Below are 19,196 nucleotides of genomic sequence, written 5' to 3' on the forward strand. Positions count from 1 at the left end.
AGCCTTGATCCACCGAAGTGGTTTGAGTGTGATCTTCTGATCGGTTTCTGGGCCGGTTCGGGTCGGTGGCTGGGTATGGGCAGGTTGTATCCGCTGGTTTGCCCAGCTTTTCCACGGTGTGGTTCCGGTCGGGCCCTTGCGGGCGGGTGGACGGGGGCTGTTCGTGTCAGCCGGGTGGCCCGTGGGCGGTGTCGAGCAGGTGTGTCCAGGCGTGCTGCCAGGGCCAGTTGCGTGGCAGGTGCAGGGTGATGCGCCGTGCTGAGCGGGCGATCCGGGCCGGAACGTGGACGAGGTGGGTGCGGATCGTGGTGGTGGTGGCCCTGGCGTGGAACGTGGAGGCCAGCGCGCCGGCGGCCCGCAGCAGGTTGTAGGTCATCGCCCACAGCGTGAGCCAGGCGGCGTTGGCGTTGAAGTTTCCGGACGGAAGGTGGGCCAGAGCCCCGGCTTTGCTGTCGGCGATGACCTGCTCGATGACGGCGTGGTGACGGTGTTCCTGCTCGGCCTGGAGCGTCGGGGCGGGCTGGTCGGTGAAGAACGGGTGGTAGCGCCAGACGGGAAACAACTCGCCCTGTTCGCCCACAACGGCGGGTTTGGCCAGGTCACGGACCCGGCGCACGATCAGCCGGGCGGTGACCCGTTCGCTCTTCTTGCGGCCGGTGAACGCGGTGTAGGCGGGTATCTCGGCGACTTCGGCGTTGGAGATGAGTTCGCCGGTCTCCGGGTCGGGCACCGCGGTGGGGTAGGTGATCTGCTGCCATGCCCCGTCGGGAATGCCCAGGACGGCCCGTTTGATGGAGGGGTTCATCCCGCAGGTGATCGAAAAGCGGGCTCCGGCCCGGCGGCAGGCGGCGATCACCCCGCCGTTGTAGAACTGCGAGTCCGCTCGCAGGATCCGGGTGCCGGTGCAGCCCGCCTCGGCGGCGGTGGCGAGTGCCTCGCTGACGAATTTCGGGGCTCCACGGGAATCGGCTGCCTTGCCGCGGCGCATCCGTACTGCGGCGATCACCGGGCGCGACTGTGGGGTGCAGATCGTGGCGAGCAGGGGGTGCATGGTGCGGATGCCCTTGAACCGGCCGTACTCGGCGCCCTGCTTGGCCCGGCCGTAGACCCGTTTGTGGGTGGAGTCGACGTCGATGAACGCCGTCGTGCCGGAGCCGGGCAGCAGGGGGGTGTGGGCGGCCAGACCGGCGAGGAACCTGCGGTGGACGGCGTGGAGTTGGAGTGCGTGGCCGTGGGTGAACGCGCGGAGGAACGTGCCCAGCGTGGACGGCGCGCGGATCCCCCGGAACAGGGCCGGCATCGCACCGTGCCGCAGCACGTGGAGGTCGTCGATACTGTCCGCCCCCGCCGCCATGCCGGCCACGATGCTGCTGACCTTGGCACCCGCCGCGGCCCCCGCGCCGTTCGCTGTCCCGGTCAGCCTCACCTTCTGGGCCACCAGACGCGAAAGACCACACCGCTCGGCCAGCCGCATCACCGGAACCAGCCCGGCCAGCGCGACCAGATTCGGATCATCGAACGCAGCGGAGACCGCCGCCGGCGTATGGGAAACTTGCATCTCGGAAGTGCCTTGCCGATCGTGCGTGCTGGAAGCCTGAAGAACTCCCATCATCACAGGTCACAAGGCACTTCCTCGTTTCCGGAAGAGTCATCCACAGACATCACGTCGGTGGATCAAGGCTAAGGCTCCGGCGTGTTGGTGTGGGTGGAGTCCAGCAGCGTCTCAATCTCCTCCACGGCCTTGATGCGCGGTCGGGACCACGGCTACCGGGCACAGGGCAGTGTGCAGCACCTTGCCGCTCACCGAGCCGAGCAGCAGCCTCTTGAGCCCGGTTCGGCCATGGGAGCCGACCACCAGCAGGCTCGCGTGCCGTGAGGCATCCACCAGGGCCTCTGCGGGGTGGTGCCGCTTGACGTGCCCTTGTAGGTCCAGGCCGGGGTGGTCAGACCGGTAGGAGGCCAGCATGTTCTCCAGCCTCTCCTGCGCACTGCTCGAAACCGCCTCGTCGTCCATGAGCGCAGGTCCAGTGGGGCCGGTACCGAGAAGCTCTGGACGCGTGGCCACGTACACCACCTCAAGGGCAGCGTTGCGGGCCTCCGCCGTCTCCAGTGCGAATTCCATCAGACCGGACGGGAGATCGTCCACATCGACGCCTACCACCACTCGGTTCTCCCTCGGCTCCTCACGATCTCCCGGCCTGACCACGAGAACAGGACACGCCGAGTGCGTGGCGATCTGGAGACTTACCGAGCCAAGGGGCAACCGGGGAAACCCTCCGGTGCCCCGGTGGCCGACAACGATCAACGCCCCTGCGGAGGACCGGTCGACAAGTGCTCGTGCGGGCGACCCGGACACCACGTCGGGCAGGACCTCCAGCTGCGGGAACTGCTGAGCCACCGACTCGGAGAACGAGGCGATCACTTGTTCCGCCTGCTCCGCAGTCGCGCCCCGACCGGCCGATTCAACCGATCCCGGGGGCGCAGGCCACTCGACCGCATGGAGAATCCGCAGGACTGCCCCACGCCGAACCGCCTCCTCGGCGGCCTGGCGGACGACCAGCCTCTGCTCCGCGGTGTCAACCACCCCCACCACCACCGCTCCGGTCATGCGCTGATCGGCCATAGTCATCTTCTCTCCCGCTGTTCGTCCGGATTCCCACACAGCACCGAGAGGCTCGGGGCTGGTATGGACTTGCTTCCATCACACGATCCGGTCGCGACCACGGCAACTTGGATACAACGAGCTCGTAGCACGATCATGATGGGGTCTTCTTGGCAGGGGGAGAAGCGGCAACGGAGTCGGCAGCATGCACTACGGGTGAGCCGCGCGATGGGCTGACCTGCGGCAGATGCGCCCGGCGGATCTTCTCCCACGCGCTGTGGCCATGTCAGCGCAGACGTACGCCCGGCTTCCGACGGCCGGTGACGGTGAACGCCACGGAGTAGGTGAGGGTGTCCTCGCTGTCCAGGTGGTCGAGGAAGATCCGGACGGCCTCGTCCGCGGCCCCGGACGAGCCCAGCGCACGGGCGATGGCGGGGCGGGCGATGTCGAGCTTCAGATGCCACTGCTCACGTTCGGCCGGGTCGATCGGCCCGGCGATCAGGTGGTACGGATCGACGCGTACGGCGAGATCGGTGAGGCCGGCCTCACGGGCGAGCCGGTACAGCCGACGGCCGGTGTGCGGGTCGAATCCGGTCGCCTCCAGAGCCGCCACGACCGGGTCGAGAACCGCACTCAGCGCGGGAGGGACCGGATCGTGCCAGACGAGCTGGCCGTCGAGGTCGAAGAGCACGACCACGCCGCCCGGCTTGGTGACACGGGCCATCTCCGCGACGGCCCGGCCTCGTTCGGCGACGTACTGCAGCATCAGCCGGGAGTAGACGACATCGAAGACGCCGTCCTCGAAGGGGAGTTCCCGGGCGTCGCCGCAGCGGCGTACGAGCGCGGCACCATCCGGGCTTCCGGAGCCGGCGGCCAGCCGCTCGGGGTTGCCGTCGAAGGCCACGACCCGGCTGTCGGGCCGTGCCCGGCACACGGCCTGCGCGATGTGTCCCGGCCCCGCACCCACGTCCAGGACCTCCGGCGCCCCCGTGGGCATCACGGGCGCAAGGTACTCCCGCACCCATGCATCGGCGTCCACCTTGGCGACCAGACGGCCGACCTCGCGGCGGTCCTCCATCAGGTACGGAACGCTCATGTGGTCCTCCTCGGGTGTGCGACCCGGCCGCGCAGGCGCCGCTCGTAGAGGTCGTCGATGTACTGGTAGAAATCGTGGTGCGCCTCGGCCAGCCACAGGGCCTGGGTGTACGGGCGGACACGCTCCGCGCCTGCCGTGACGAGCCGGTCCAGCGACAGGGAACTGGCGACGGGCAGGCAACCGGGCTCGAATCCCTCGTAAGCGGTGGACGCGGCGGACAGCACCGCGTCCACCGCCCGCCGCGCCTCGTCCGTGTCGAGACCGGGTGCCACCAGCAGGTCGCACCGGTTCTCCAGGAACGAGAAGTTGAAGCCCAGCGGGCCCCGGTAGGCCAGCGCGGCCGCCAGCATCCGGCCGGTGGCGTCGTAGGCGGCCCAGATCCTGCGATAGCGGCGAAGTCCCACCAACCGGTAGAGCCGGTCGACGTCGCTCAGCCTCAGATCACCGCGGTCCAGCCCCTCGGCCCGTACGTACACATCTCCACGGCAGCGGCTCGCGAGGGCGGCCAGTTCCGGGCACGCCGCGTCGTCCAGCTCGGTCACGCGCTCCGCCCTGGCCTGCAAGGCGCCAAGGGAGCGGGCGAGAGGCAGCGGCACCATGACGTAGTCCCCCGGCACCACCGCTGCCTGCCCAGGGGAAACGTTGCCCACCATGCCACCGAAGGCGACGGCCGCGAACCGGTTGCCGGGACTGAACCAGTCCTGCTGTGCCACATCCCGCTTCTCGGCCATGCGGACAGCCAGGCCTGCCAGCATCACGGCGCGGGCACCCACCAGCGTGCCGTGGCTGACCAGGTGCTGGGTCTGCCAGCCGCCGTGGGTGGACCGCCAGGACGTCATCGATGCCCAGCCGCCGTTCGGGTCGTCGTACGACCCCACCCAGTGCAGCAGTTCCCCGGCACGCCGGGCGCGCTGCCAGTTGTCGAGGATCACCGGCCAGTACGGGGCGAGCCTTGCCCGCTTGCCCGGGTAGAGGAAGCGCGAGCTTCCGTACCGGTCGAAGAGCTCCGCGGGAGTCCATGCGTTGACCCGGCACCCGAAGTCCGACCAGTCACCCGGCAGGACCGTATGGCTGGGGGCGCGCATGGGTACGGGCGCGGGAGCTCGCACCGCCGTCAGTGTCGATTCCATTGATGCCGTACAACCCGTTCCAGAAGAAGATCTTGATGATCCGAGTGGTAACGGGGTTCCCCGACGGAAGTAACGGCCGGCGCCGACAGGTGCGGACCGCCTCCGGGCCGGTCCGTCGCCGACGGGCCAGGCATGTCCTTGATCGGGCAGTGCTGCCGTCCGGCTCGCGTGAGTGGACGGCAGCCTCGACGGGCGCGTGGGCGGATCAGTCGGGGAACCGCACTCGCAGCCCGACCACCACACCGATGGGGTCCGTCAAAGCGGAACAAGTTCAGCCCGGCGAAGTCTTCGCCACGCCCGAAGGGCTGCTGAAGGCCCGGGGGTGACGGTCGTCAGGTCGGCCGGTGACCGGCGGTGCGGCCCGCTGGACCGAACGCCTTCCGAAGACGCCATCCCTGAGGGCGGGCCGGGCCGGGCCGTCGCGATTGCCACGCACCGAGCCGAGCTGAGAAGCTGGGCCGGACGGGCCGGTCAACTCGGCTGCTGCGGAAATGGCTTGTGGGTCGGGTCGGCCAGGGTACGGCGGCCTCCGGCCCGGATCTGCGGGAGCCGGTCGTCCTGGAGGTGATGGTGCGCCAAGCGCCGTTACCTTTCCGCTTGTGACGAACGGAGTGCAGCGTGCATTCTGACCTGGCGGAGGATCTGGTGCGTCTTCCCTCGCTTCTGCAGTCCGTGAGGGAGCACGTGACAGCCTTCCTTGACGGGTTGGAGGAGCGGGAGGTCGTTCCGCTGTTCCGGGGCTCGCGGGCGGCCGGCCTTCCCGAGCGGGGGAGCGGACTGCAGGCCGCGCTCGTGGACTTCGCGGAGCGCTGGGAGCCCAACCTGTCGGCGAGCGCGGGCCCGCGATACTGGGGTTTCGTCACCGGCGGGGTGACCCCCGCCGCGCTCGCGGGGGACTGGCTGACAGCTGCGGCGGACCAGAACTCCTTTTCCTCGCTCGACGGTGCCGGGCAGCAACTGGAACGTGAGACGGTCTCCTGGCTCCGCGATCTGTTCGGGCTCTCCCGCGAGCAGGAAGGGACCTTGGTCAGCGGGGCGACGATGTCCAACATGGTCGGTCTCGCCGTGGCCCGGGAATGGCTCGGGGAGCGGCTCGGCGTCTCTCCCGCCGAAGAGGGAGCAGGCGCGCTGGGAACGGTGCGGGTGCTGTCCGGAAGCCCTCATTCGAGCGTGCCCAAGAGCCTGTCGATGCTGGGTCTGGGCAGGGCGTCGCTGGTCCTGGTCCCCACCCTGGCCGGGAGGGAGGCGGTGGACCCTGTCGCGCTGGAGGCCGCTCTGGAACAGGCCGACGGCCCGTGCGTCGTGGTGGCGAACGCGGGCACGGTCAACTCGGGCGACTTCGACGACCTCCGCGCCATCGTGCGGCTGCGCAACCGCTATGACTTCTGGCTCCATGTGGATGCCGCTTTCGGAGGGTTCGCCGCTCTCTCCCCCGCGTCGGCATTCCTGGTGGACGGCATGGACGATGCCGACTCGGTCTGCGTGGACCTCCACAAGTGGCTGAACGTGCCCTACGACAGTGCGGTGCAGTTCACCCGCCGTCAGGATCTGCAGGTCCGTGTCTTCCGCAACACTGCGGCCTACCTCGGTCCCGATACGGCGGCCCACCTCGATCCCGCGGGGGACGGGGTCGACCGTGTGCACCGGACGCCGGAGAACTCCCAACGGCTGCGTGCGCTGGCAACGTGGTTCACGCTCCGTGCCTACGGGCGGGACGGGCACCGGGAGATCGTCGAACGGTGCATGGCGTGCGCGCGCTCCCTGGCCGCGTCCATCGATGCCGCTCCCGGGCTGCGGATGCTGGCTCCGGTCCGGCTCAATGTCGTGTGCTTCACCCTTGCCGAGAACCCCACTCCCGCCCGGCTGGCCGCGCTCGCCGGGAAGGCGGCCGGTCGCGTGTTCCTCACCCCGACCGTGTACGCGGGTGTTCCGGCGTTGCGTGCCGCGTTCAGTAATTGGCGGACCACCGAAGCGGACGTCCGTACTGCGTTTGTGGCGTTGTGCGAGAGCATGCCTGCGGATTCCTCGATGGCATGAGGTGCGCATGAGGCCGCGGAGGACGGCACCGTCTCGGTGTCGACGCCCACCGGCGTCGAGGCGAAGGCCGGCAGGTCCAGGCTGCCGCTGGGTGAGAGCGAGAAGTGCAGGCGGGTGCCCGGCCACCGAGGGGCGGCCGTACGGGCCGCCGCCGGAAGGGTGGGCGGGCCGCGGTGGCGGGACGGACACCGGGGCCACGCCCAGGTACGTGCCGAGCGGCGGCTGGCGCGCCACGTTGGTTCCGATGTAGCACGCGGTGTAGCACGCGCGCTCCGCCGGGGCCCTGGGCGTCGCCGCAGGGCTCCGCTCCTCGGTCACCAGCACGTCTGGCGCGGTGTGCGCGGTGCGAACGCGCGGTGGCGCTCCGCGCGTGGCGGCCAGAGGTGCGGGTTTTCTCCCACCCGGGGCGGGGCCGGCCGGCGGGCGCCCGCCGCCGGGTCCGGCCGGGCCGGGGCGAGCCCGTCCGGGACGAACTCGACGGGATCGAGCGGAACGCCGGTTGCTGTCCGCCCGGGTCAGGCCGCGGCCGGGGTGGACGCGCGGACGACTTCCTCCATGCGGCTGCCCCAGCGCATCCGCAGCCGGACGCGCGGTCCGCCGGTGCCCGCGGGCTCGATCTTCAGGGTGCGCTCCGCCGTCCAGCCCATGGCGCGGAACTCGCCCTCGCCCAGGTGCACCAGGACGGCGCGGGGCTCCCCGTCCACGTCGAGGACCAGCCGCTTCCCCTCCACGCGGATGCGGCCCTCGCGGTCCTCCGAGGCGGCCACGGCGTCCGCGGTGTGCTGGTCGCCGACCGCCGCGAGTTCCTCGGACTCGCCGTAGAGGAACGCGTCGGGGAGGGCGAAGGTGCCGGCGAAGGACGGCAGTTCGTTCTCGTCCAGGGGGAGTTCCGGGCGGTTCAGGAGCACGTCGGACCAGCGGACGGCGTCCCGGAACTCGGCCGGGAAGAGTTCCAGCAGCTCCTGGTTGACGTAGGCGTCGATGACCAGGTGGACCCGGCGCTCGTCGCCGTCGTTGCGGACCGAGTGCGGCCGGGAGAAGTCGCCGAACCAGAACGTGCCCGGCTGCCAGGTGTGCTTCTCGCCGCCGAGCGTGCACACCGCCCGGTCGTTGGTGACCAGCGGGATGTGCAGCCGCACCCAGCCGGCGGGCAGGCCGTACGGGACGTCGCGGTGCTCGTCGACCTCCGCGCCCACGCCGAGCGACATCAGCCGGACCGAGCGCAGCTCGGTGGGGATGGCGTCGAGGATGGAGGCGATGTAGGGGGCCTTGTCCAGCCAGGGGGTGAACGCGTACTCGACGAGGCCGAATCCGCCCGGGTCGGTGCGCTCGCCGTCGCCCTCGGGGCTGCGGAGCGAGAGGACCCGCCAGTCGAGCAGGGTGGCATCGCCCGGTTCCAGGCTCTCTCCGTAGGTGCGTTGGGCGGCCCACTGGGTCCGCTCCAGTTCCTGGAGCTCGGCCAGCAGCCGGTCTACGTCGTACTCGCCCTTGAGCTGTATCGCAGCGAACGTGCCACTCGACATGGGAACGCCTCTTTCTGGGAGTCGGTTGTCCGGGGTTCAGGTGCGTGGGTCACAGGGGATACGGGGGCGGTGGGCGGGCGGGTCTCCGGACTGCCGGCCGCAGTACGCCCGTCGACGACGCTATCCACCGGTACGAGTGCTACGGGGTGGTATCGGAGGCAGTTCCGGCGGCAGCTCCGGGGCCGGTGGCCGCCTCCGTGTCCGCCGCCCCCGGCTCCGCTGCCTCGTCGGCCCGCCGCGCGCCGACCGGGACCGGGTTCTCGCCCGCCGGCCCGGGGTCCTTCTCTGCCGGACCGGCTCCGGAACCGGGCGCGGGCCCCCGGATGTCCAGCTCGCGCCAGTGGGGACGCATCGCGGGCAGGATCGTGCTGACCAGGTAGAGGCCGGCGCAGGCGAACAGGACGGGGGCGAGGCCCGCGGCGGTCACGGCGGCGCCCGCCAGCATCGGGCCGAGCGGGACCCCGGCGGAGGCGACGGAGTCGGTGAGGGCCGAGACCCGGCCGAGCAGCGGGCGCGGAATCCGTTCCAGCATCACGGCGTTGAGGATCGGGTTGACGAAGCCGATGGCCAGGCCGTCGCACGCGGCCACCGCGAGCACCAACCACAGCGGCAGGTCGAAGGCCATCACCAGGAACCGGGGCGGGCCGGCGATCAGGAAGGCGATCACGTAGGTGGGTCGTCGCCGCAGGCGGTGCGCGAAGCCGGTGGCCAGCGCGGACCCGCCGACGGCGGAGATGCCGAAGACCGAGCCGAGCGCCCCGATCGCCGCCGGGCCGCCGCCGATCTCGTCCGCCCAGACCGGGACGAGCAGCGAACCGTACGCGGCGTCCACCAGGTTGGTGACGCTGAGCATCACCGCGATGGAGCGCAGCAGCCGGTCCTTGCGGAGGTACCGGATGCCCGCCGCCAGCCGCTCGCGGTAACTCTCCAGCTCCTCCTCGACCGCCTCCTTCACCCGGGCCGTCCGCTTCTCCCGGCGGGGGCTGGTCAGCGCGATGGCCGCCGCCGAGACGAGGAAGCAGAGGGCGTTGGCGGTCATGGCCCAGAGCGGACTGAGCAAGGCGACCAGCGCGCCGGCCGCCGCGGGTCCGGCCGTGCCGGCCAGCCGCTCCAGGGTGCCGACGAGGCCGCTGGCCCGCTCCAGCGGGATCCCGGCCTCCTCGGCGACCTCCGGGGTCATCGTGCGCTTGGCGATGTCACCCGGTCCGCGCACCGCCCCGATGCCCGCGGCCAGTACGAGCAGGGCCCAGAAGGGCAGCATGTCCAGCCGGTGGAAGAGCGGAACGAGCCCGACCACGACGGCGCTGAGCAGGTCCGCGGCCACGGAGAACGGCCGGGACCCGATCCGGTCGATCAGCGGGCCCGCGAGGGTCTTGCCGACGACCAGGGGGACGGCCTCGCAGAAGACGACGAGCCCGGTTTGGGTGGCGCTGCCGGTGGTGACCAGGACCAGCCAGGGCAGCGCGATCATCGTCAGTCTGGTGCCGAACAGCGAGACCGTGTACGCGGTCATCAGGCCGTACAGGGATGTTCGCTTGCCTTGGGGGGCTACGCCGCTCCCGGGGGGCGTCTGGTGGGGCATCGATGCGAACCTCTCCGTCATTCGTCGTGGTGCGGGCGGGGCCGGGGCGGGTGGCCATCCGTGATCCCGCCGGGGGAGCAGGCGTGCTTTCCGTGACCCCGCCGGGGGAGTTGGGGATCACGGCTTCCCCGGCCCGGCAATCCTCCCGTACGCCGCGGACCGCCCGGTGCCCTTCAGCGGTTCTTGAGGGCGGCAGCCTCCCGGGCGAGGTCGCGCAGCACCGGATGCCGGTAGACGAGCTTGGTCGGGATGACCACGCCCAGTCGCCGCTTGAGGTCGGCGACCACGCGCAGCGCCATGAGGGAGTGACCGCCCAGGGCGAAGAAGTCGTCCGTCGCCAGCACCTTGGTCCGGCCGAGCACCTCCTCCCAGGCCGTGGCCACGGTGGTCTCGAACTCCCCCTCGGGGAGGACGTCGCCGGAGCCGGTCCCCGCCGGGTCCCCGGCGCCGTCGATCGCCGGCTCGGGCAGCGCGGACCGGTCCACCTTCCCGCCCACCGACAGCGGAAGTGCGGCCAGCCCGGTGAGCGAGGGGAGCATGTACGCGGGGAGCCGGGCGGCCAGCCGCTCGCGGAGCCGCGGCAGATCGAGCACGGCACCGGCGCGCGGGACGACGTACCCGGCGAGGGTCGCGCCGGCGGTGTCGCGCCGCACCACCACGACGGCGGCCGACACCTCGTGATGATCCGTCAGTGCGGTCTCGATCTCACCCAGTTCGACGCGGAACCCGTTCACCTTGACCTGGTGGTCGACCCGGCCGAGGTACTCCAGAGTGCCGTCCGCCCGCCACCGCGCGCGGTCCCCGGTGCGGTACATGCGGCTTCCCGGTGGGCCGAACGGGTCGGCGGGGAAACGCTCGGAGGTCAGCGCGGGCCGGTGGCGGTAGCCCTCGGCCAGGCCGGGGCCTGTCAGGTACAGCTCCCCCTCGTCGCTGGGCCGCAGGGCGTCGTCGAGGACGTACGCGCCCACGCCGGGCAGCGGGGGGCCGATGTGGGGGCCGTCCCCGGTGACCCGGCCGGCCGTGGCGTCGACGGTGCACTCGGTGGGGCCGTAGAGGTTCACCGCGCTGACGAGGCCGCGGTCCGACAGTTCGGCCAGGTCCGCCCACATCGCGGGCGGGATCGCCTCGCCGCCGACGAACAGCCGCAGCGGACGGTCCGGCAGCAGCGCGGCGGCAGCGACGACCTGGTCGCGCAGCGCCGTCCAGTGCGCGGGCGTGGTGTCCAGATCGGTGGCGCCGTGCTCCGCGAGATACGCGCCCAGCGCCTCGGGCTCGGCGCGCAGCTCGTCGGTGAGCAGCAGCAGTCCGTCACCGCGGCAGACGCGGACCCACTGCTGGACGGAGGCGTCGAAGGAGATGCTCGCGTTCCAGGCGACCCGGCCGGGAGTGTCGGCGTAGACGCCGCCCTCCTCCAGCGAGCGCATCAGGTGGGCCACGCCGCCCCGGGTCACCGTCACGCCCTTGGGCCGGCCGGTGGACCCCGAGGTGTAGATGACGTAGGCGGGTGCGCCGGGCGGCACGGCGGCCTCCGGCACCGGGAACACCGCGCCGGAGTCGGGTGCGACGACCCGTACCCGGCCGGCCCGGTCGTGCCCCTCACCGGCCGCGACGACCACCGAGATGCCGGCGTCCGCGACCATGTGGTCCAAGCGCTCGGCAGGGTGGGCCGGGTCGAGCGGCACATAGGCCGCCCCCACCCGCCACACCGCGAGCAGCGCGGTGACGAGGTGGGGGCCGCGGTCCAGGCTGACGCCCACGGCCGCGCCGGGACGGACCCCCGCGGCGGCCAGGGCCGACGCCAGCAGCCGGGCCCGCGCGTCCAGGGCGCTGAAGGTGAGTCGCTCGCCCGCGGGGGTGGTGAGCGCCGTGCGGTTCGGGTGCGCGGTGACCGCGCGCTGGAAGCGCAGCAGCGGATCGTCGGCGGCCCGGTCCGGGACCGCCCTGGCAGTTTCGGCCTCGGTCAGACCGGGGGAACTCGCGTGCATCACAGGCTCCTTGATCAGGGCAGGTGGGGGTGGGCGGCCGCCGCGTTGGTACGGGGGCTCAGCCCGTGAGGGCCGACTCGGCCACCGGGACGGTCGGCCGGCAGTCGGCGAGCGCCACCGGTTCGCCCATGGCGACGACGATCTTCCGGTCGCCGTGGAAGGGGTCGCGGCCGTGCGCGGTGAGGATGTTGTCCACCAGGAGCAGGTCGCCCCGCTGCCAGGACCGGCGGACGGTCGCCTTCTCGTAGGCCGCGTCGAGGGCGGCCACCGTGTCGGCGGTCAGCGGACTCCCGTCGCCCGGAGCGGTGTTGAACGGTAGCCCGTCCCGGCCGAACTCGCCCACCAGCACGTCCCGGATGTCGGGGTCCAGGGACCACTCGCTCCAGAACGCCACGTGGTTGAACCACACCTCCTCACCGGTGCCGGGGTGCCGGACGAGCGCCGAGCGGACCTGCCGGGTGCGCAGGGTGTCGTCCTCGCCCCACTCCCAGCCGATCCCGTTGTCCGCGCAGTAGCGCTCCACGTCCGCGCGGGAGCCGGTGGCGAAGGCGGTGCGCCAGTCCAGCGAGATGTGCTCGGCGTAGTTGCGGGTGAGGGCCCAGCCGTGCTCCCGGAAGCGTTCCACCAGCTCGGGCGGCAGCTCCGCGAGGACCTTGCGGACATCGGCGACGGGGGTGGCTCCGCCCTCCTCCGGCGCGGTCAGGCAGCAGAACAGCAGGAGACCGGGGAAGGACAGGGTGTAGCTGTTCTCGTTGTGCATCCGGATGGCCTGCGCCGGGGGCAGGTCCGTGGACGAGAAGACGTCGTCGCCGAAGTCGCTGCGGGGGGTCGCCTTCTCCTGGTACTTGGCGCGCGCGGCGAACAGCTCGTCGCGCACGGTGGCGAAGTCGCCGGCCGAGACGATGGGTAGCCCGCGCAGGTACAGCGAGCCGTGCCGGGTGAGCGCCTCGCGCAGCTCGGCGTGGTGCTCGCGCACCCAGGCGCCCGCCGCGTCCATGGTCCGCACGCCGTCGATCACCACGGTGAGCGGTGCGCCCGGCTCCTCGATCCACTGGAGCGTCATGACGGGTCCTCTCGCGGTGCGAAGTGCTGGGGAAGGGCCTCCCACAGGGGCTGGGTGTAGAAGTGGCCGCCGGGCAGCGCGTCCACCCGCAGCTCGCCGCGGACGCAGCGTCCCCACTGCTCGGCGACGGCGGGCTCGATGACCGCGTCGTCCTCACCGTGGAGCACTTGGACGGGCATGGACACGGTGGCGCCGGGGGTCGGGCGGTAGGAGTCGCGCACCACGATGTCGGCGCGCATCAGCTCGACGGCCATGTCGCTCAGGTCGGGGTCGTCGAGGACGTAGGCGGGCAGCAGCCCGATCTCCCGCATCCATTCGAGCAGCCGTCCGTCGGCGTCCTCGATCCGTGGAAAGCGGTCGCGGTCGGTCACTCCGCGGTCCGGGGCGTTGCAGGCGGAGACGATGAGCCGGTCCGGGGCGTGCGCCCCGTCCGCCTCCAGGCGGGCGGCCACGTCGAAGGCCATCCAGCCGCCCATGCTGTGCCCGAAGAGGGTGTACGGGCGGCCGTCCGCCGCGCGCAGCACCGACTCGGCGGCGTCCCGCGCGAGCTCGTCCCAGGTGGTGGCGCAGTCCTCTGCGAACCGGCCCTCCCGGCCCGGGTAGCAGACCAGCGCCAGTTCGGTGGACTCGTCGAGCTCCCCGAGCCAGTTCCGGTACGGGCCGGTCCCGCCGCCGCAGAACCCGAGGCAGACCAGGGTGCGGGTGGCGGACGGCCGGCTGACCGGCCGGACCACCGACGCGTCTGCAAGCAACTGGTTGACCATGGCTACTGCGCCACCCCGTCCATCTCACGGCGCAGTCCGGCCGGCCGCATGTCGGTCCAGGTCCGCTCGATGTGGTCGAGGCACGCGGCGCGGCTGTCCACCCCGTGGACCGTGCGCCAGCCGGCCGGCACGGCGATCTGCGCGGGCCACAGGGAGTGCTGTTCCTCGTCGTTGGCGAGGACCAGGTACTGGCCCTCCTCGTTCTCGAAGGGGTTCGCCATGAGTTCTTCCCTCTGTCGCGAACGGCGCTCTTCGTGGCGCGCGTTCTCTGTCGAACGGCCTTGGTCGGGCGGCCGGGTGGAGCGGTGGCTCTCCTGGAGCCTAGGAGCGGGCGGACCGGGGGAGCGGCAGTTGATTCGGCAGGTGGCGGGCAGTTCAGGCGCCCGGCGCGCCCCTCCTTCCGGCGCGTGTCCTTACCCCGGCGCGTACTCGGGCACGAGGGCCGGCGCCTCCTGCGGGGCGTCGGGCTGCCACAGGTCCTCCGCCCCCAGGTCGGAGGGGCGGTACTTGCCGAGCGCGCTGATCAGCAGCCGGAGTTCCAGCGCCAGCGCACGCACCAGCCGCTCCAGACCCCGGTCCTGATCCTCGTCCACCGCGAGCAGCGCGGCCCGCCCGAGCCCGATCGCGGTGGCACCGGACGCCAGCGCCTTGACCGCCCGCGCCCCCTCCCACATCCGGCCGCTGACCAGCAGGCACTGCCCCGGGCCCGGCCGCACGCGGCGCAGGCACTCGGCGAGCGGCAGCCCCACGGAGTCCAGGAAGGAAAGCGGCGCCCAGCCGGTACCGCCCTCCGCCCCGTCGACGGTGACGGCGTCCGCCCCGGCCGCCCAGGCGACGGCCGTGGCCTCCCGGACGTCGCGGGACGGCGGGAGCTTCACCCAGATCCGGGCCCGGGGGAAGTTGTTGCGCATCAGCCGGACCTGGTGGGCCAGGATGTCCTGGGTGAAGGTCCCCGGGCAGCTCGAACGCAGTACCTTGGCCGTGCTCCCGTTGAGCCCGTCCCCGCCGGCGACGGGCTCGACGGCGTACTGCTCCTCCAGACGGCGGGCGGACTCCGCGTCGACCAGCGTCATGCCGCCGAGCCCCGGTTTGGCGCCCTGGCCGAGCTTCAGCTCGAAGGCGAGCCGGCCGGAGGCGAGCAGCGGCTGCACGGAGGGGTCGCTGTAGATGAGGTTCCAGATCTCCGCATCGGCGTCCTCCGTGGACTGCTGGACGACGATCCCGCCGCCGGGCCCCTCCAGGGCGTCCTGGTACGCACCGATCCGGCCCAGCAGGGTGCGGCCCTCGCGCTCCCCGAGCCGCCCGGTCCCGTTGACCGGGCCGACGTTCTCCCCGATCACCATGGGGATGCCCAGCCGGGCTGCCTGCCGCCCGGCTGCCAGTCCCAGGTCCCGGCTGGCGACCTGGGTGGACCCGAACGCCGAGACGTACAGCGGCAGGGCGGCGGAGAAGCCGCCGAGGACGGTGGTCAGGCCCACGTCCCGGTAGAGCGGCTCGCGGGCCAGCTCGATCAGCTTCTCCAGCCGCAGCGGCATGAAGGCCGGCGGTACCAGCCGGGCGCGGTCCAGGGCGTCGGCGGCGGGTCCCGGGCCCGCCGGGGCCGCGCCGAACAGCTCGTGCCCGTACGAGGTGGCCGGCGGGAACACCTGGGCCGTGCCCTCCCGGGCCCGGGCCCGCACCAGCGCCTCGGGGTAGCCGTCCGCGTGCAGTGAACTCATCTGTCCTCACTCCTTCTTGTCTCTTTTCACGCCCCGGCCCCGGAGAACTGTCCGAGGCCGAGCCGGGTCTCCACGTGGTGCAGGGCGTCCAGCAGTCCGCTGCTGGTCAGCGCGGCGGCGGGCCGCGGGGTCGTGACGTGACCCAGGGGCATCGCCCCGATCGAGCTCCAGGCGAGCCGCCCCCGCTCGTCGATGAAGGAGGCCGCCCGGCCGGCGTTGTCGGGGTGCAGGCAGTACGGGACGTCGAGCCAGCCCCGCGCGAACGCCTGTACCAGCGCGGTCCCCAGGTCGTCGCTGAGCGACAGCACCGCGTCCACCAGCGCCCGCGCCTCCGCGTACACCTCGCTGTCCCGGGCGTCGCGCGCCCCGGGGCGGGGCGCGGTCCGCCGGGCGGTCCGGGCGGAGGTCTCCAGAGCCTCCACGTTCTGGGCGACGGTGGGGATGCGGTAGGCCTCCGCCGCGGTCTTGACGATCAGCCGCTCGGCGCCGGTGCGCACGGCGAGCCGTACCGCCCGGTCCTGCACGCCCCGTGCGCCGGAGGGGGAGTGCGGGTAGACCCCCATGTAGGTGTAGATCACGACGTGCCAGTCGATACCGGGGAGCAGTTCGGTGGCGAGGCTGCGGAGCGCCCGGACGGCCTCTTCGTCCTGTTCCTCGTCGATCTGCTGGGCGTAGCTGAGCGAGACGCTCTTGAGGCCCTGGCGGGCGAAGAACACGCACTCCAGGAGGGAGAGGGCCACCAGCAGGGACGGCGGGCAGAGCTGGCCCATCATGCAGCCGCCGAAGGACTCCAGGTGCGGGCGCTGCCCGGGCCCGCCCGCCGCCGCGAGGAGCCGACAGGCCTCCTCCCAGTTCCGCACCGACTCGGCGAGCGGGGTGCGGCTGTAGGGGAGGCAGTAGGAGACCGGGCCGCCCTCGGTGGCGTGCAACCCGGTCCGGGCCAGGGCGGTGACGATGGCCTGCGGTGCGGGCGAGCCGTGCCGCACCTGGACCGGGAACCCGGGTGCGGCGACTCCGTCGAGCATCCGGGCGGTGGTCCCGGGACCGTGGGTGACCAGGGGGAAGCCGTTGAGGTCGACGCCCTCGTCCACGGCCCGCCGGGCGGCGGCCTCGTCGCCGACCCGGGTGTAGCTGTCGATGGTGAGGGTGCCGACGGTGGTGGCGTCGGCGTTCCGGGTGGCCAGCAGCCCGGCGCGCATCCGGACCGGCGAGCTGAACCCCATCCGGGGCTGTACGACGAGTTCGGGGGCGTCGCGCACGAACGAGCCGAAGTCGAGGGCCGGACCTCCCCGGGCCATCAGACTCTCGCCCCGGCCGTGAGGCTGTCGAGGTAGCCGCGGAAGGGCGGGATGCCCCCGCTCTCGTCGAAGACGGCGTCGAAGCCCGCCTCGCGCAGCCTCGGTGCCCAGGTGGCCACGTTGCCCGCGGTGCCGAGTTTGCCGCCGATCACCACTGGGGTGTCCGCCAGTTCCTCGACGGCCCGGACGCGTCTGATGAGCCGCAGCCCGTCGTTGGCGCCGTGGCCGTTGACACTGCTGACGACGAGGAGGTCGGGGCGGTGCTCGACGCAGGTGTCGACCACCAGGGCATCGGGCACGCAGGCGCCCAGGTTGAGTACCTCGTGGCCCCATTCGCGGAGCAGGAGTTCCAGGTAGATCAGGTTCCACGTGTGCGCGTCGGACGAGGTGGTGGTGACTACGGTGTGCATGAGGTTGTCGAATCTTCCGCTCGGCTCCGGTGCGGTCAGTGGTGGGCCGGCACGGCGGTGCCGTGGACCGAGGTGGTCGCGCCCGCCGTCTCGCCGCCGTCGACGACCAGCTCCTGACCGGTGATGAACCCGGCTTCCGCGGAGGCGAGGTAGAAGAAGGCGGCCGCGATCTCCTCGGGGTCGGCGTGCCGGCCGGCCGGGATGCGGGCGTTGGTGTCGGCGAGCATCTCGTCGGTGTACTCGGCCAGTTGCATCGGCGTGAGGACCCCGCCGGGACTGACGCACGCCGTCCGTACCGCAGGGCTGAGTTCCAGCGCGAAGGTCTGGGTCAGCGCAATGATCCCGGCCTTGGTCGCGTTGTAGTCGGCGTAGTACGGGTAGCCGCGGCGGCCGTTGACGGACGCGGTCGCGAGCAGCACACCCTCGCCGCTCGCCGCCATCAGGCGGGCGGCGGACTGCCAGAGCCCGAGCACTCCCAGCAGGTTGACGTCGGTGATCCGCCGAGCGTCGGCCTCCTTGATGTCCAGCACGCCGTGCCGGACGCTGATGCCCGCGTTGGCGATCACCACGTCGAGCCGGCCGCTGTCCTCGTGGACCTGGCGCACGGCCCGGTCCACGGCCGTCCAGTCGGCGGTGTCCGCCTTGAGCCAGGTGACCGGCCGGGCCGGGGCCGGGTCCTGGGGCGGTGCGACGTCCAGGTTGAACACCCGGTCCCCGGCGGCGGCGAAGCGTGCGGCGGTGGCCTGGCCTATCCCGCTGGAGGCCCCTGAGATGACGACGGTGCGCAAGACGACTCCTTGACTGAGGTGGAAGGGGAGAGGGGGAGAGTGGAGGAACGTGCGGAGGGCGGCTCAGTGGTGGCGAGGGGTCAGAAGAGGACCCGGCTGCTGCCCGGCATGCCGCCGGCGCCGGCCTGGGCGGCCTTGCGCAGATCGCGGCTGACGATCATCCGTTTGAGCCACCGGTCGCGGCCGTCGTAGCGGACCTGGAACGGCTTGCGGCCGTGCACCGCGAGGTAGTTGTCGACGACCAGCAGGCTGCCCTGCTCCACCACCACGGAGTGCTGCACCCGCTGGAGTTCGGCCATCAGCGCGTGCAGCGCGTGCTCGGCGCCGGGCCGGCCGGCCGCGCAGCGCATGAACGGCAGGTCGACCCTGAGGTAGGGCCGGTTCCGGTCGCCGAAGAGGACGGGCACCGCGACGGGGTTGCGCTGCATCTCCTCGACCTGGGCGAGCGCCGGGTGGTCGGGGTGGCGCAACTGCAACTGCCGGACGTGCTCGTCGTCGGGCATGATCTGGAAGTCGGGCCGCATGAGGGCGTCGATGTCCTCGTCGTTGAGCTTCACGTCCCGGACCGACGCGATGATCGTCGGTACCTGGTCGTCGTTGCGGATGCCGAACAGCAGCAGGTAGTCGCAGCGGCCCGGGTGGAAACCGTCCTCGGTGTGGAACTCGAGGAGCGTCTCGCTGCCGTGGCCGCTCTGGCGCAGCTCGTCGCCGCGGATGGGGAGGATGTTCTGGATCATGCGGCCGAGCTGGAGGGTGGAGAAGGTGAACGGCTCGCCCAGTGCGGTGGCGCACATGGCCAGCATGATCTCCTGCTCCGTCGTGGTGCTCGGCCCGGTCACGTGCTCCCAGTGGTCGGGGGTCGGGCCGACCGACTCGTCGTCCACCGGGAAGCCGTGGATCAGCAGCCCCGCGGCGGCCTCGGTGCGGCGGAAGGTCTCCAGGAATGTGCGCAGCCGGGGCGGGAGCCCCGCGTCGGCGAAGCGGTGGTACTCGTCGTCGTAGTCTCCGGGCGCGGTCGGGTCGCCGAGGGTGACGGCCAGCCGCGCTGCGCCGTCCCTGAGCTGCTCCACCTCCGTGGCGGACAGCTCGTACTGGGTCAGGGTCTCTTCGATCATGGCTTCGGCTCTTCCTGGACGGGCCATGGCGTCTGGCGCCGGGATCTGGATGCGGGTGCGTGCGCTGTTCGTCGGTGGTGCCGTG

At 72.1% G+C, this 19,196-nt stretch carries 16 protein-coding genes; 1 reads left to right on the forward strand and 15 read right to left on the reverse strand.

Features of this window, described 5'->3' with window-relative positions; genetic code table 11:
* Positions 1–166 precede the first annotated feature (166 nt).
* From B9S58_RS31460 to B9S58_RS31475, 4 genes are all read right to left on the reverse strand, one after another.
* Positions 167–1,558, reverse strand: coding sequence for an IS1380 family transposase (locus tag B9S58_RS31460; RefSeq protein ID WP_103531556.1), 1,392 nt, complete (start codon positions 1,556–1,558; stop codon positions 167–169).
* Between the two features lie 165 nt (positions 1,559–1,723).
* The gene (locus B9S58_RS31465; RefSeq protein ID WP_103535341.1) at positions 1,724–2,623 is read right to left on the reverse strand and encodes a universal stress protein; all 900 of its coding nucleotides are present in this window, start codon (positions 2,621–2,623) and stop codon (positions 1,724–1,726) included.
* A 265-nt stretch (positions 2,624–2,888) separates the two neighbouring features.
* Positions 2,889–3,698: a methyltransferase domain-containing protein gene (locus B9S58_RS31470; protein ID WP_103535327.1), complete on the reverse strand. Its 810-nt coding sequence runs from the start codon at positions 3,696–3,698 to the stop codon at positions 2,889–2,891.
* Entirely contained in the window at positions 3,695–4,807 is a 1,113-nt protein-coding gene (locus B9S58_RS31475) for a hypothetical protein (RefSeq protein WP_146063590.1), read from the reverse strand. Before B9S58_RS31475 ends, B9S58_RS31470 begins: the two co-directional genes overlap by 4 nt.
* Before the next feature lie 639 nt (positions 4,808–5,446).
* On the opposite strand from B9S58_RS31475, the gene B9S58_RS31480 reads away from it, so the two are divergent.
* Positions 5,447–6,865 carry a pyridoxal-dependent decarboxylase gene (locus B9S58_RS31480; protein WP_103535329.1) on the forward strand — a complete coding sequence of 473 codons (1,419 nt, stop codon included), beginning with the start codon at positions 5,447–5,449 and terminating at the stop codon, positions 6,863–6,865.
* A gap of 515 nt (positions 6,866–7,380) precedes the next feature.
* On the opposite strand, the gene B9S58_RS31485 is transcribed toward B9S58_RS31480, so the two are convergent.
* From B9S58_RS31485 to gntD, 11 genes are all read right to left on the reverse strand, one after another.
* Complete coding sequence (locus tag B9S58_RS31485) at positions 7,381–8,388, reverse strand: aspartyl/asparaginyl beta-hydroxylase domain-containing protein (RefSeq protein WP_103535330.1); 1,008 nt, start codon at positions 8,386–8,388, stop codon at positions 7,381–7,383.
* Between the two features lie 139 nt (positions 8,389–8,527).
* Entirely contained in the window at positions 8,528–9,901 is a 1,374-nt protein-coding gene (locus tag B9S58_RS31490; protein WP_258045157.1) for an MFS transporter, read from the reverse strand.
* Between the two features lie 242 nt (positions 9,902–10,143).
* Positions 10,144–11,955, reverse strand: a complete 1,812-nt coding sequence (locus tag B9S58_RS31495) for a non-ribosomal peptide synthetase (RefSeq protein WP_103535332.1) — start codon at positions 11,953–11,955, stop codon at positions 10,144–10,146.
* Positions 11,956–12,013: 58 nt separating this feature from the next.
* Positions 12,014–13,018 carry a TauD/TfdA family dioxygenase gene (locus tag B9S58_RS31500; protein WP_103535333.1) on the reverse strand — a complete coding sequence of 335 codons (1,005 nt, stop codon included), beginning with the start codon at positions 13,016–13,018 and terminating at the stop codon, positions 12,014–12,016.
* Positions 13,015–13,770 carry a thioesterase II family protein gene (locus tag B9S58_RS31505; protein WP_258045158.1) on the reverse strand — a complete coding sequence of 252 codons (756 nt, stop codon included), beginning with the start codon at positions 13,768–13,770 and terminating at the stop codon, positions 13,015–13,017. The genes B9S58_RS31500 and B9S58_RS31505 overlap by 4 nt, the downstream gene beginning before the upstream one ends.
* 14 nt (positions 13,771–13,784) lie before the next feature.
* Positions 13,785–14,003 carry an MbtH family protein gene (locus tag B9S58_RS31510; RefSeq protein WP_103535335.1) on the reverse strand — a complete coding sequence of 73 codons (219 nt, stop codon included), beginning with the start codon at positions 14,001–14,003 and terminating at the stop codon, positions 13,785–13,787.
* A 192-nt stretch (positions 14,004–14,195) separates the two neighbouring features.
* Positions 14,196–15,500: a glutamate synthase-related protein gene (locus B9S58_RS31515; protein WP_103535336.1), complete on the reverse strand. Its 1,305-nt coding sequence runs from the start codon at positions 15,498–15,500 to the stop codon at positions 14,196–14,198.
* Between the two features lie 26 nt (positions 15,501–15,526).
* Entirely contained in the window at positions 15,527–16,798 is a 1,272-nt protein-coding gene (locus tag B9S58_RS31520) for a methylaspartate mutase (protein WP_103535337.1), read from the reverse strand.
* Positions 16,798–17,208, reverse strand: a complete 411-nt coding sequence (locus B9S58_RS31525; RefSeq protein ID WP_103535338.1) for a cobalamin B12-binding domain-containing protein — start codon at positions 17,206–17,208, stop codon at positions 16,798–16,800. Before B9S58_RS31525 ends, B9S58_RS31520 begins: the two co-directional genes overlap by 1 nt.
* Before the next feature lie 35 nt (positions 17,209–17,243).
* Positions 17,244–17,996, reverse strand: a complete 753-nt coding sequence (locus tag B9S58_RS31530; RefSeq protein ID WP_103535339.1) for an SDR family NAD(P)-dependent oxidoreductase — start codon at positions 17,994–17,996, stop codon at positions 17,244–17,246.
* Positions 17,997–18,076: 80 nt separating this feature from the next.
* Complete coding sequence (gntD, locus tag B9S58_RS31535) at positions 18,077–19,111, reverse strand: guanitoxin biosynthesis L-enduracididine beta-hydroxylase GntD (protein WP_103535340.1); 1,035 nt, start codon at positions 19,109–19,111, stop codon at positions 18,077–18,079.
* Between the last annotated feature and the right edge of the window lie 85 nt (positions 19,112–19,196).

The organism is Streptomyces sp. SM11 (assembly GCF_002910905.1).
GTDB lineage: Bacteria > Actinomycetota > Actinomycetes > Streptomycetales > Streptomycetaceae > Streptomyces.